At 42.1% G+C, this 14,233-nt stretch carries 10 protein-coding genes; 2 read left to right on the forward strand and 8 right to left on the reverse strand.

The window, feature by feature from the left end:
- Positions 1-2: 2 nt before the first annotated feature.
- The gene (locus BLS65_RS03120; RefSeq protein WP_092435722.1) at positions 3-3,089 is read left to right on the forward strand and encodes an ATP-binding cassette domain-containing protein; all 3,087 of its coding nucleotides are present in this window, start codon (positions 3-5) and stop codon (positions 3,087-3,089) included.
- Between the two features lie 52 nt (positions 3,090-3,141).
- Here the strand turns inward: BLS65_RS03120 and BLS65_RS03125 are convergent, their stop codons facing one another.
- From BLS65_RS03125 to rpsA, 8 genes are all read right to left on the reverse strand, one after another.
- Positions 3,142-3,522, reverse strand: a complete 381-nt coding sequence (locus tag BLS65_RS03125) for a DUF1987 domain-containing protein (RefSeq protein WP_092435725.1) — start codon at positions 3,520-3,522, stop codon at positions 3,142-3,144.
- Between the two features lie 13 nt (positions 3,523-3,535).
- The gene (locus tag BLS65_RS03130) at positions 3,536-4,105 is read right to left on the reverse strand and encodes a SiaB family protein kinase (protein ID WP_092435728.1); all 570 of its coding nucleotides are present in this window, start codon (positions 4,103-4,105) and stop codon (positions 3,536-3,538) included.
- A gap of 159 nt (positions 4,106-4,264) precedes the next feature.
- Positions 4,265-6,031, reverse strand: coding sequence for a DEAD/DEAH box helicase (locus BLS65_RS03135; protein WP_092435731.1), 1,767 nt, complete (start codon positions 6,029-6,031; stop codon positions 4,265-4,267).
- A 37-nt stretch (positions 6,032-6,068) separates the two neighbouring features.
- A complete protein-coding gene (locus tag BLS65_RS03140; protein ID WP_092435734.1) occupies positions 6,069-7,667 on the reverse strand; it encodes a S41 family peptidase in 1,599 nt (532 codons plus the stop codon).
- A gap of 137 nt (positions 7,668-7,804) precedes the next feature.
- Complete coding sequence (guaA, locus tag BLS65_RS03145; protein WP_092435737.1) at positions 7,805-9,337, reverse strand: glutamine-hydrolyzing GMP synthase; 1,533 nt, start codon at positions 9,335-9,337, stop codon at positions 7,805-7,807.
- Positions 9,338-9,394: 57 nt separating this feature from the next.
- Complete coding sequence (locus BLS65_RS03150) at positions 9,395-10,324, reverse strand: ribonuclease Z (protein ID WP_092435740.1); 930 nt, start codon at positions 10,322-10,324, stop codon at positions 9,395-9,397.
- Positions 10,324-10,683, reverse strand: a complete 360-nt coding sequence (locus tag BLS65_RS03155; protein WP_092435743.1) for an STAS domain-containing protein — start codon at positions 10,681-10,683, stop codon at positions 10,324-10,326. Before BLS65_RS03155 ends, BLS65_RS03150 begins: the two co-directional genes overlap by 1 nt.
- Before the next feature lie 39 nt (positions 10,684-10,722).
- A complete protein-coding gene (gene rpsA / locus BLS65_RS03160; RefSeq protein WP_092435746.1) occupies positions 10,723-12,603 on the reverse strand; it encodes a 30S ribosomal protein S1 in 1,881 nt (626 codons plus the stop codon).
- A gap of 275 nt (positions 12,604-12,878) precedes the next feature.
- Here rpsA and BLS65_RS03165 point away from each other — a divergent pair, with 275 nt between their 5' ends.
- Positions 12,879-14,204 (forward strand): UDP-glucose dehydrogenase family protein, encoded by a 1,326-nt coding sequence (locus BLS65_RS03165; RefSeq protein WP_092435749.1) that lies wholly within the window; start codon positions 12,879-12,881, stop codon positions 14,202-14,204.
- Positions 14,205-14,233 lie beyond the last annotated feature (29 nt).

Below are 14,233 nucleotides of genomic sequence, written 5' to 3' on the forward strand. Positions count from 1 at the left end.
ACATGAGCGAATCAATCTTAAAAGCATTAATGCAGCTATTTGCAATTATTGCTTGGCCCGAAGAGAAAGGTAGTCTGGGTGATAGGCGCGCAATTGTAGAATCGTTTTTAAAACTCCAAATCAACAGAGATTTGGTCGATGAGTACCTTAAGATATTCGATACATTCTACGATCTATATCAGCTTAAACTAAGTGAGAAGAGCAAATCGGTAAAGCGAGCCTCGAGCAGTTCCGTTAGGCTATTAAAGATTTGCACGGAGATCAACAATCAGCTAACCCAGCAGCAAAAAGTTGTTGTTTTGGTTCGATTGCTTGAGTTTGCAAGGAGTGAAAGTGGAACGGTTTCCAACCAAGAAATGGCCTTCATTGCCACCGTTGCCGAAACATTTCATATTGAGGACACCGAATTCAACTCTATCCTTAACTATGCACTCCTCTCCTTCGACAAAATTGAGCATACCGAAGATATCCTTACCATCAGCAATGAGCCTGAGGACTATTCTGGCTTTGGGAAGAAACACATATTTTCCGATAACTTTAGAGGCGAGGTAAAGATCCTCAGCATCCTCTCGGCAAATATGTTCTTCATTCGGTACCATGGTAAGCATGAGCTCTACCTGAATGGCCATTTGCTGCTACCCGACAGAATCTTTGTGCTCAATGCCGGGGCATCAATTCGAAACGCCAAGATAAATGCCATTTACTATAGTGATATTCTCTCACGCTTTACCCTCGATAAAGTAAAGGAGCGTATCACTTTCGAAGCAAAGGAGGTAGAATACAAATTCCGAGGAGGGCAATTCGGCCTTCACTCCCTATCCTTTAGTGAAGAATCGGGCAAGTTAATTGGTATCATGGGAGCTTCAGGCGCAGGTAAATCTACGCTGCTGAACGTGCTAAACGGTAGCGATGCGCCCACCTCGGGAGAGGTCCAGATCAACGGCATCAGTATCCACAAGGAAAAGGAGGCCACTAAGGGGCTTATTGGGTTTGTATCGCAGGACGACCTGCTTATGGAAGACCTTTCCGTTTTCCAAAACCTTTACTACAACGCCAAACTTTGCTTTAGCAACTACTCCGAAAATGATATAGTAGAAACGGTAGATAGAACGCTAATCAACCTAGGCCTTTTCGATATTAAGCATATGCGCGTAGGCTCTCCTCTGAATAAGAAAATTAGCGGAGGCCAACGCAAGCGCTTAAACATAGCCCTAGAATTGATCCGGGAACCCACCATTCTTTTCCTTGACGAACCCACATCAGGGCTCTCATCCCGCGATTCAGAGAACATCTTGGATCTTCTAAAGGAGCTAACCTTAAAAGGGAAGTTGGTCTTTGTGGTTATTCACCAACCGTCTTCGGATATCTTTAAAATGTTCGATAAGTTGCTGATTCTGGACACAGGAGGATATTTGATATACAATGGAGACCCAATAGAGTCAATCATTTACTTCAAATCGCGCATTCAGCACGCCAACTGGAACGAGAGCGAATGTGCAACTTGCGGCAATGTTAACCCCGAACAGATCTTCAATATCGTTGAAGCTAACGTATTGGACGAGTATGGAAATTCAACCCGGGTAAGAAAGACCAGCCCGAAGGAATGGAATTACTACTACGATGAATTCTCGGCTAAAGAAAACTCAACCACCACGGTGTATGCCGATATGCCGGAGAAACAATTTAAAATCCCCAATAGACTCAAACAGCTGTGGGTATTCATTAGCAGAGATTTGCTCTCAAAATTTGCCAACAAGCAGTACTGGGTTATAAACTTAGTGGAACCACCACTTCTTGCATTTATCCTATCCTATATCATTAAATTCTACAACGTTGATGTAAACAATAAGATAGGTTATACTCTTGCCGATAATAGCAACCTACCAGTTTACATCTTTATGTCGGTGATTGTAGCAATCTTTATTGGACTCACAGTAAGTGCGGAAGAGATAATAAAGGATCAGAAAATCCTAAAACGCGAATCGTTCCTGAACCTTTCCCGAGCCAGCTACCTTCTATCGAAGGTAGCAATACTAATAGGTATCTCTGCTATTCAGGCATTTCTTTTTGTGATTGTTGGAAACACCATAATGGAAGTGCAAGGCATGTATTTTGCCTACTGGATTGTTCTTTTCAGCGCATGGGTATCGGCCAATATGCTTGGGTTGCTCATCTCCGATAGCTTTAAAACAGTTGTGACTATCTACATCCTAATCCCCTTCTTGGTAATCCCACAGATCATTTTAAGCGGCATCATTGTAAAGTATGAAAAGTTGAATCCCAACATTTCATCACCCGACCGGATTCCCTTTTATGGTGAGGTGATTGTGGCTCGGTGGGCCTATGAGGCATTAGCTGTATTTCAATTCAAAGAGAACCAATACCAGCAGCAGTTCTACGAGTTAGATAGAGCAATGAGCGTGGCCGATTTCCGGAGAAACTACTGGATTAAATCCATGAATAACAAAATTGACTTTATTGAGCGTGAAGGAATCACTGCAGACCAGCATAAAAAAGCCGAAAACGCCGTTATTCTCATACAAAACGAACTTCTCCGTCACGCAAAGTTACTGCCACAGCTATCGCCTCCGCAGGGCATCATCAAAGGCTTAAGTCAAGCTAAAATAACCCACGAAACCATATCTCAACTTCGCGATTACTTAGAGTTGATTCGACAATACTATGTTAAACTTTATAATACAGCCAACAACAAAAAAGACGCAATCATATCCACGGCTCAAAGCACGAACATCTCAAAGGAATCGTTCCTTCAGGAGAAAAGAGATTACTTCAATGAGAACTTGAGTGATTTGGTTCAAAACAACGATGAGGTAGACCGGATCATTGAGTATGATAATCATCTGATACAAAAGATTGATCCCATTTTCCTATACCCTGAAGGGAAGTTTATTGCATCACATTTCTATGCCCCTGCAAAACCCATCTTCGGCTATTACTATAGTACGTTTTGGGTAAACATCATAGTAATTTGGGTTATGTCAGGCTTTCTGTATGTTGCCGTATATTTTAGGTGGGTCAGAAAATTACTAGAGATCTCCGAATTTAGGCAAGGAAATAAGAAGGAATGAAAAATGGGAAGCAAAATGCTTCCCATTTTTTTTCTCAATCGAGAAAATATTTTTAGTCTACAATTTCGATCATCTTGAACGGAATCTTTATAATCGATTCGTAGTCCTCACCGGCCTCAAGCATATCTTCGTCATCCTCCTCGTAGTACCAATTAACGACAACATCATTTTTACCCTTTTTAAGGGCTTCTAATTTCTTAAAAACATCAAGAATACACTTAGAAGAGGAGGTGTTGAAATACTCCAATTGAATGCTTACTACCGTTTTTTCCTTGGGAGACTTCGCATATTCATCCAACCAGTCAACAATGGGTTTATAAAACTCAATGGAGTTTTCAGGTATCGAACGACCTTTAATCTCGATGCTTCCAGTTTCGGAGTTCAGAGAAATGGTTGGTGTTTTGGGAGTTCCCTCTATGTTTACTAATTCCATGGCCTATTGAATTTTATTTTTCTTCTTCTGGAATAACTACTGAAAATGTAAAAAAGCAAAAACTGCTGTCGTAGGGTTCAAAAGAGTAGATTAGTTTAGTGCCTGTTTTTCGTGCTATATCAATGAGACCTAAACCACCACCACCTTTGGATGAGAATTCCTGATTATTCAGAACAAATTTATAAAAATCCTTTAACTCTTCCTTGGTAAGGGTATTAATCTTTTCTAATTTTTTGCGAAGACCATCCACCCGTTCATTGAGAATGAAATTCCCAGTGAAAACTTTAAATCCAGCGTCTAGTTTTGTAAGAACAAACAACCCATAACTGCCATTGTTATTGACTAGGCCTGTGGGTGAATCGACGTGATGGAAAAGATTTTGTAGACTTTCAACTAATACGTTATAAACCTTCTTCCGAACGGCTCCGTGATCAATAAGATCATCCAGTTTTGCTTCTACGAGAAAGAGGGTGTTATTTATAAAATCCGTAGTTATAGCACCCCTATAAGCAAATATAGGTTCTCCCTCCCGGTGGATCTCAGTAAAGTGTTTATCCAAGTCGAAAAAAATTGGGTGGCTCACAGCTTGCTATAATAAAGAATTATTTTTCATCCACTCTTGTAAACAAATCTATGAAAAAAAAGAACACTTTTTATGTTTATTAAGAAAAATTGAATATTCGTAGGCATTTTTTTATCAAAAACCCCGGTTCACTATTTGTGACCGGGGTTTTTTATCTATTTAGCTTCTTCTTCTTCTCGATTCGGGAGAGCCACCTTCACGACTTCCGCCTTCTCTGCGGTAGCCACCTTCGCGACGTCCGCCTTCACGGCTTCCACCTTCACGACTCCCGCCGTCACGGCTTCCACCTTCTCTTCGGAAACCACCTTCGCGACGACCACCTCTGCTTCCACCACCAGCACTGCCGCCTTCTTTCTTACTGGCAATTTCAGCGATAGGTCTGCCTCCGCGTCCATCCTTATTCAGAACAGCAAGAATTGCTTCAGCATCAGCAAAGGAAACCGTTACAAATGAGAAATTTTCAAGTACTTCAACTTCGTCAATCCGGGAATCGGTCAAAGATGTCTTCTCCTTGATCATATCTGTTAGTTTACCAGGAGCATATCCATCGCGCTTACCAAGAGCGATAAATACCCTTGCCTTGCCCTTACGATCTACGTTAAAACTGCGAATCTCAGGATAATTCTTCTCCGACAACTCGTTTTTGAAGGCCATTTTAAGCAACGAAGCCAACGTAACTTCGGGACTAGCAGAAGCCAACATGTCTTCAGCCATACCAAGGTAATCACCAAAGGTGCCGGTCTCAACAATCTGGCTTAATTCTCCCAAAATACGGGCCTTCTTCACAGCAACAACATCCTTACCGTGGGGTAATTTCTCCTTACGGATAGTATTGCGAGTTACCTTCTGCAAAGTAACAAAACTCCTATACTCGTTGGATGAAATAAAAGTAATTGCTGTTCCCTCTTTTCCTGCTCTACCGGTACGTCCTATACGGTGAACGTAGCTATCGGGATCCTGAGGCATGGAATAGTTAATAACGTGTGTTAGATCATGGATATCAATACCACGAGCAGCCACATCGGTTGCCACAAGGATGTTGATTTGGTGGGTCTTAAATTTTTTTAAGATCTTTTCCCGCATAGTTTGAGAAACCTCGCCATGGAGACCATCGGAGGCGTATCCATGCTCGTTTAACCGTGCTACTAGATCATCTACTGCAATACGAGTACGACAGAACACCAACCCATAAAATTCGGGTTCAATATCGATAATACGGGTAAGCGCATCGAAGCGGTCACCTTCACTAACCTCAAAGTATATTTGATCGGTTAAATCGGCAGTCATCTGCTTACGTTCGATCTCTAACCGCTGTGGGTTTTTCATGTACTTCTTGGAAAGGCGAGCAATCCTGTCGGGCATTGTAGCCGAGAAAAGGAAGGTACGTCTATCTTCAGGAGTTTTGGACATAATCTCCTCGATGTCGTCAACAAATCCCATGTTTAGCATCTCGTCGGCTTCATCGAGAACCAAATATTTCACGTTGTCCAGTTTCAAACTGCCACGAGAAAGGTGATCAAGAATTCGGCCCGGGGTGCCCACTACAATCTCAACCCCTTGGCGTAAACGACGAAGCTGCTCGCTCATGGATTGTCCTCCATAAACGGAAATAATTTGAAGACGATGATCGCCCTTAAACGAGAGCATCTCTTCAGTAACTTGAAGTGCTAGTTCGCGCGTTGGAACTAGGATAATGGCCTGCACTGTTCCGATATTTTCCTCGATGAGGTCAATAATAGGTAATCCATAGGCAGCCGTTTTTCCGGTTCCGGTTTGAGCTAACCCAATAATATCGGATTGTGTGCCAACCAATACGGGAATGGCGAGCGCTTGAATAGGAGTAGCCTTTTCAAAACCTTTTTTTCTAATAACTTCTAATGTTCTCTCGGACAAGCCTAAAGAAGCGAAATCGTTGTTAATCTCCATTAATACTTAATTACTGTGTGTTTTAAAAAAATAATGCTTAGTAGTTCTTGCCGATCTGGACCTTGTATTTCTTCCAATCGGCAATTACCTCAAGGGCCTTCGCATAGGTAGGATCGTTCTCCTTATTCACTATTTGAAAATACTCTGAGGTGGTAAAAAGCTGCTGAGCGATTAGTCCCTTTACAATAACTTTGATCACACTCCCCGATCTTGCCAGGTCGTCATCAGTCCATGTGATACTGTTATCCTTTGCCATCTGCTGCAAACCGGACATTACCTCTCCGTCAACTGAGAAGCCTTTCTCAAACGCCTGAAAGTTGGGGTTCTTAGCCGCCAGCGATTTTCTGTTCTTATCCACGTAGGAAATTACAAATTGGTTGAATATCCCTTTTCTAATAAGTTTACCGTAAAAATCGGTGTAGAAAGTCGTATCAACCGGAACAAAAATATCGGGCATTATTCCACCACCACCATAAACAGCTCTCTTTTTTTCCAAGGTTAAAAATTTAAGAGAATCAGGAAACTGAATGCTGTCGGCAGTGTTAAGCTCGCCATCCGTAAAACGTTTGTAGAAATCTTGGTAGTATTTCTCAATATTACCATTCTTATATGGGCGTTGTATTACCCTGCCCGTAGGGGTATGATATCGTGCTACTGTAATTCGAACAAGTGATCCATCAGGAAGTGGTATCTGGTTTTGCACCAACCCTTTTCCAAAAGAGCGGCGACCAACGATAATTCCTCTATCCCAATCTTGAATGGCACCGGCGGTGATCTCACTGGCCGAAGCAGATCCTTCGTCAATGAGGACAACGAGTGCTCCCTTTTCAAAATTTCCGAGGCTTGTACTTGGGTAGTCGTAACGAGGAGCACTATTTCCCTCGGTATACAACAGTAATTTCCCCTCAGGTAAAAACTGATCACATAACGCAATGGCGGTATTCAAGTAGCCACCACCGTTTCCACGAAGGTCGAGAATTAGCCCTTTAGGTGCGTTTGGTCCTAACTTCTTCCAAGCATCAAGAAACTCGTCTACAGTATTTAATGCGAATCGGCTAACCTTTATATAAGCAACTCCAGGAGCAGCCATATAAGCAGCGTCGATGCTAAAAATTGGAATTTTATCGCGAACGATGGTAAACTCCAATATCTCATGGACACCAGAACGACCCACTGTAAGTGCAACTTTCGTTCCTTTTGGTCCCCGAAGCATCTTAAATACTTCATTATTCTTAAGTCCAATTCCGGCAATATTCTTGCCATCAACCTTAAGTATTCTGTCACCGGCAACCAGTCCAACTCTTTCGGATGGTCCTCCGGGAACCGGATTTACGATAATAAGCGTATCTTGAAAAATATTAAACTCAATTCCAATACCGTCAAAGTTACCCTCAAGTGGTTCGTTCATCGCGGCAACTTCATCCTTTGAGATGTAAGCGCTATGCGGATCGAGTTGGGCCAAGATGTCAACAATAGCCTTTTCAACCAATTCCGATTCGTTTACCGGCTCTACGTATGTTCCCGACAATACTCGTAAAAACCGGCTAAACTTAAACACCTGATCGTTTACACCTTGAGCCTTTCCACTACTGGCAATGCAAATAGAAAGAATAAGAAGAATAGCAATTTTTTTCATTGAGTATATCATCGATAATCGTATTCGTAGTATAACAATTTATGACCTCGCAAGTTACGCTCTTTTAGCGTTGCTTGTATGTGTAAAAGCTAAAATTAACGGAAAATCATTCCATCATGTGGCAATAATCCAAGGAATTACTCCCATTCTATTGTAGCTGGTGGCTTAGAGCTGATGTCATAAACAACACGATTAATCCCCTTTACCTTGTTGATAATCTCGTTGGAGAGTTTTGCCAGAAACTCGTAAGGAAAATGATACCAATCGGCTGTCATTCCGTCGGTTGAAACAACCGCTCTTAGTGCAACTACATTTTCGTATGTTCTTTCATCGCCCATCACACCGACTGAACGAATGGGTAGTAAAATGACTCCAGCCTGCCATATTTTCTCATAAAGACCCTCTTTTCGGAGCATTTGAGTAAAGATGTAATCGGCATCCTGTAGTAGGGTTACCTTCTCTTCGGTAACATCCCCAAGGATTCGTATACCCAAACCCGGACCTGGAAATGGATGACGACTCAACAGATGATCACCAATGCCAAGAGCACGGCCAACTCGCCTTACCTCATCCTTAAAGAGCAAACGCAGAGGCTCCACTACTTTAAGTTTCATGGTATCGGGAAGTCCTCCAACATTGTGGTGCGATTTAATAGTCATCGATGGACCGTTTACCGATATCGATTCAATAACATCGGGATAAATAGTTCCCTGAGCCAACCAATTAACACCCTGTATTTTATGCGATTCTTGATCGAAAATATCAATAAAGGTTTTACCTATAGCTTTACGTTTAGCCTCAGGATCTTCGATGGACTTAAGGGCTGTATAGAACTGCTGCTTGGCATCAACACCAATTACATTGAGGCCCATACCCTTGTAGCTCTCCAATACATCAACAAACTCATTCTTTCGCAGTAGCCCATTATCTACAAAGATACAGGTAAGTTGGCTTCCAATGGCTTTATGCAACAATACTGCTGCAACGGAACTATCAACGCCGCCGGATAAACCAAGCACGACCTTGTCCTTGCCTACCTTTTGGCGCAACTCGGAAACCGTGGTTTCGATAAACGAGTCGGGAGTCCAATCCTGCTTACAGTCGCATATATCAACAATAAAGTTCTTTAGCATGATTGCCCCCTCAGTGGTATGGTAAACCTCTGGGTGAAACTGAATTCCATAAGTATTACGACCTTCAATTACATAGGCGCCAACGGCAACATCATCGGTTCCTGCAAGGAGTTTGAATCCATTTGGAACCTTCGAAATGGTATCACCATGCGACATCCAAACCTGTGATTTAAGGCTTACCCCACGAAACAGAGGACTTGTAGGATCGGTTACAGTAAGCATTGCCCTCCCATATTCGCGGGAAATAGATGGTACAACTTCCCCCCCATTGGACTGAGCCAAGAGTTGTGCGCCGTAACATACCCCAAGTATAGGTAAACCTGTATTATGATATCCCTGAAGATCGGGCATTGGTGCGTTCTCATCCCTTACCGAAAAAGGACTACCCGATAGTATAATGCCTTTCAATGAGTCATCTGGAACAAAAGAATGGGTAAAGGGAACAATTTCGCAATAAACGTTTAACTCACGCACCCTACGGGCAATCAGCTGGGTGTATTGCGATCCGAAATCCAGTATAAGTATTTTCTCTTGCATAGTTCCAAATTTTTTTGTGCAAAAATAAGCAAAATCAATGAATTGGCCAGTAAAACCTTATAGGCGATTACCCATTGGAAGGTCAAATATATCCCCCTCCTTAACTGCAATCACCGGTTCAAACACCGCGCTTGCCTCGCTGAGGTGGATAGAACAATCTTTATATCGAGACGAAAAATGGCCCAATAGTAACTTTTTTGCCCCAGCTAACTTGGCTATTTGAGCCGCTTGTGCTGCTGTAGAATGGCCAGTTTTTTTTGCCAGACCAGCCAACTCTTCCGTAAAGGTAGCCTCGTGATATAACAAGTCTACACCTTCAACCCACTTCGCAATGGAAGGATTGAATGCCGTATCGGAGCAGAATGCATATGACCGAGGAAAATATGGCTTGTATGTTAACGCGGAATTTCTAATTAAGGTTCCATCTTCGGTAAGATAATCCTCTCCATTCTTAATTCGGGTAATCCAACTCAATGGAATTCCGAACTGGCTAATGAATTCTTTGTGGATATTCAAACTAGGCTCTCGCTCACGAAACAAAAAGCCACAGGTGGGAATTCGATGATCAAGGGGGATAGAATAGACTTCAACCCCTTTGTCAGAGTAAATTTGCTGAAATTTCCGGGTATCAATAGAGTGAACGATGATTTTATACCCAAGATCTGTGCCAAAGAAGGATAAGTGGCTCTGAAGAATCTCTTCCAACTGAAAGTAGGAATAAATATGCAGGTCTTCCTTTCTACCGAGTAGGTCGAGAGTTGAAATCAATCCGAAAAGACCAAAAACGTGATCGCCATGTAAATGAGAGATGAATATATGGTTGATAGACGCGATACTAATTCCCATGCGACGAAGTTGCATTTGGGTGCCCTCGCCACAATCAACCAAAAAAAACCGCTCATGTATATTGAGCACATGAGCGGTTGGAAATCTTGAAGAGGTGGGGAGTGCTGAGCTCGTTCCGAGTATTGTTAACGAAAACTTCACTACTTTTTATCGTTCTCCGCTTTATTAACAATTTCAGCAGCTTCTTCTCTCGAATATGCAATATTTAAAACCGTATCGAGTTGAGAGATTGTGATTAATCTCTCAACTGCGTCGGTTAAACCTGTTAGTACAAAAGTACCGTTAGCATTTTTGCAAAGACGATTGGCAACAAGTATAGCGCTAAGTCCGGATGAATCGCAATATCTGCAATTCCGCATATCCAGAACGATATTTTTCTCACCGTTTCCAGAAATGAGAACCAACTCGGATTTTAAGCTAGGCGCAACATTCGTGTCTAACTTTTCTTCGAGCACTTCAATAACAGTGTGATTCTCCAGTTTATCTATCTTGAAATCCATTGTAAATAGGGATTTTGTTATACTTATTACCAATAGAATTTACTCATTGGAGTTCTTCTGAGCTTCTTCGTCAGAACTCTTCTGTGCTTCTTTGTTTTCCAACTGTTCCTTCAAAGCAGCTAGTTCTGAAATATCGCCAAGAGTGGTTTTTTCCATGCTTGTCTTCAATTTCTTAACTGCCTTTTGGGTGTTATCAGTTTCTTTAGCCTTAACCTTCTTCTCAGTTTTCTCTTCTACCTTCTTGGTATCTTCGAAAATACGGCTGTGTGAAAGGATAATTCTCTTGGAAGCCTTGTTGAACTCAATTACCTTAAATTGAAGTTTCTCATCAATTTTAGCGGTGGTTCCGTCCTCTTTAACAAGGTGCTTTGGAGTAACAAAACCTTCAACACCATAAGCAAGCGCCACAACAGCACCCTTATCCATCGACTCAATGATGGTACCTTCGTGAACTGAATCAACGGTGAATACAGTTTCGAAAACATCCCAAGGGTTTTCCTCAAGTTGTTTGTGGCCTAGGCTCAAGCGGCGGTTTTCCTTGTCGATTTCGAGAACAACAACCTCGATATCAGCAACAATTTGAGTAAACTCAGATGGGTGCTTAATCTTCTTGGTCCAAGAAAGATCAGAGATGTGAATAAGACCGTCAACACCTTCTTCGATTTCGGCAAACACACCAAAGTTGGTAAAGTTGCGAACCTTAGCATTGTGGCGAGATCCTACAGGATATTTTGCTTCGATGTTCTCCCATGGATCAGCCTTCAATTGCTTAATACCGAGAGACATCTTACGATCTTGACGATCAAGGGTAAGGATAGTTGCTTCAACTGAATCACCAACCTTTAGGAACTCCTGAGCGCTGCGTAGGTGCTGGCTCCAAGACATTTCCGAAACGTGAATTAGACCTTCAACGCCAGTTGCAATTTCAACAAATGCGCCATAATCGGCCATAACCATAACCTTACCAGTTACCTTGTCACCAACCTTAAGGTCGGCATCAAGAGCATCCCATGGATGCGGGGTAAGTTGTTTTAGACCAAGAGCGATACGCTTCTTAGCATCATCAAAGTCGAGAATAACAACGTTTAACTTCTGATCGAGCTGAACGATTTCTTCAGGATGATTTACGCGACCCCATGAAAGGTCGGTAATGTGGATAAGACCGTCTACGCCACCAAGGTCAATAAATACACCGTAGGAGGTGATATTCTTAACGGTTCCTTCAAGAACCTGACCTTTTTCAAGTTTAGCAATAATGTCTTTTTTCTGTTGCTCGAGTTCAGCCTCAATAAGAGCCTTGTGCGAAACAACAACATTCTTGAACTCTTGGTTGATTTTAACAACCTTGAATTCCATGGTCTTACCAACAAATACATCGTAGTCGCGGATAGGCTTAACATCGATTTGTGATCCTGGAAGGAAGGCCTCAATACCAAACACATCCACAATCATACCACCCTTAGTGCGGCATTTGATGTAACCCTTAATAACTTCGTCTTTATCAAGAGCGGAGTTAACACGATCCCATGAACGCAATGCACGGGCCTTCTTGTGAGATAGAACTAGTTGACCCTTCTTGTCCTCTTGGCTCTCAACGTAAACTTCTACCTTGTCACCTACCTTTAGTTCAGGATCGTAACGGAATTCATTTAGGGAGACAACTCCTTCAGACTTGTAACCAATGTTGACTACAACTTCCCTTTTGTTCATGGCAATAACTGTGCCATCTACAACTTCGTTTTCAGCAACGGAAGATAGGGTTTCGTCATACATGCCGAGATACTTAGCCTTATCATCGCTAGAGTATAACTCGTCTTTTTCAAAGGAATCCCAGTCGAAATTATCGATGCTAGGCTTAAATACTTTTGCAGCTACTGCTGTGGGTTCATCCTGTGGGATGAATTCGTTTTCGTTTGTCATTAACTAATTTAATCAGTTAGTGGTTGGACAATATGTATAGAAACTCTCAGTCGGCAAAAATAAGCAATCTTAAGAAGCTTAAAAAATAAAAATGAAGAAAAATGACAGTGGGTGTTGATTTTTTGTCCGTTACACTATTTATCGCATTCAACACTGGGAAAAAGAGAAGCAATAGCACTATTTGAAGTCACATTGTAATTGCAATCTTGGCGGGAAAGAGTAAATTTACACCAAAATAAGACATTAACTCAAGAATCGCTAATAAGTTTTGATGTATGAAGATTTCAGTTGTTGGCAGTGGTTATGTAGGACTTGTAACCGGAACCTGCTTTGCCGAAACAGGAGTAACCGTTACTTGTGTTGATATCGATCAGAAAAAGATCGCTAATTTAAAAAAGGGCATCATTCCAATCTACGAGCCTGGGTTAGACGACTTGGTAAAACGTAACGTCGAAAAAGGACGTCTATTTTTTACCACCAGCCTAAAAGATAGCCTTGTTGATGCTGACGTTTTGTTCATTGCCGTTGGCACTCCGCCAGATGAGGATGGTAGTGCCGATTTAAAATACGTGCTTGGTGTGGCAAAAGAGGTTGGGATGTATTTGGATCATTACATGGTAGTGGTTACTAAAAGTACTGTGCCTGTGGGAACTAGCCATAAAGTAAAAAAAGCACTTCAGGACGAACTGAATAAGCGTGGCATTATCCAACAATTCGATGTTGCCTCAAATCCGGAATTTTTGAAGGAAGGAAATGCCATTGAAGATTTCCTTAAACCCGATAGAATTGTTTGCGGCGTGGAGTCGGAAGAAGCAAAAATCATGCTCGAGAAGCTATATAAGCCCTTTGTTCTAAATGGTCATCCAATTCTATTTATGGATATCCCATCTTCGGAACTTACCAAATATGCGGCAAACGCTATGCTCGCAACTAAGATTAGCTTTATGAACGACATTGCGTCCCTCTGCGAATTGGTGGGTGCCGATGTAAACTGGGTTAGAAAAGGAATAGGCTCCGATTCCCGCATTGGGAATAAGTTTATTTATCCCGGTGCCGGTTACGGCGGTAGTTGCTTCCCAAAAGATGTTAAGGCGATCATCAGAACTTCCGACGAGTACGGACACTCCTTAAAGATTCTTAAATCGGTAGAAGAGGTCAACGATAAGCAAAAAGAGGTGCTCTTTCACAAAATCAACAAGCACTTCAACGGCAACCTAAAAGGAAAGAAGATAGCTATTTGGGGCTTATCCTTCAAACCTAATACCGACGATATGCGCGAGGCTCCAGCCTTGGTTATCATCAAGATGCTTCTGGAGGCAGGTGCCACAGTAAGAGTATACGATCCTGTGGCGATGCAGGAGTCGGTTCACCGCATTGGAAATATAGTAGAATATGCCACGGATGCGTACGACGCAACTATCGATGCCGATGCCCTACTGCTGGTTACCGAATGGTCCGAATTTAGAATGCTCAACTTTCCTATGCTCAAAAAACTAATGAGAGGCCATGTGATTGTTGATGGACGAAACATTTATGAACCGGAAGAGATGAAGAGTAACGGATTCGTTTATTACTGTATCGGACGAAAGCCTAATGCTTAAGCATGGTAAATCCCCGGAGTGGGAAAACT

This window comes from Williamwhitmania taraxaci (assembly GCF_900096565.1).
In the GTDB taxonomy this organism is placed as follows: Bacteria; Bacteroidota; Bacteroidia; order Bacteroidales; family Williamwhitmaniaceae; genus Williamwhitmania; species Williamwhitmania taraxaci.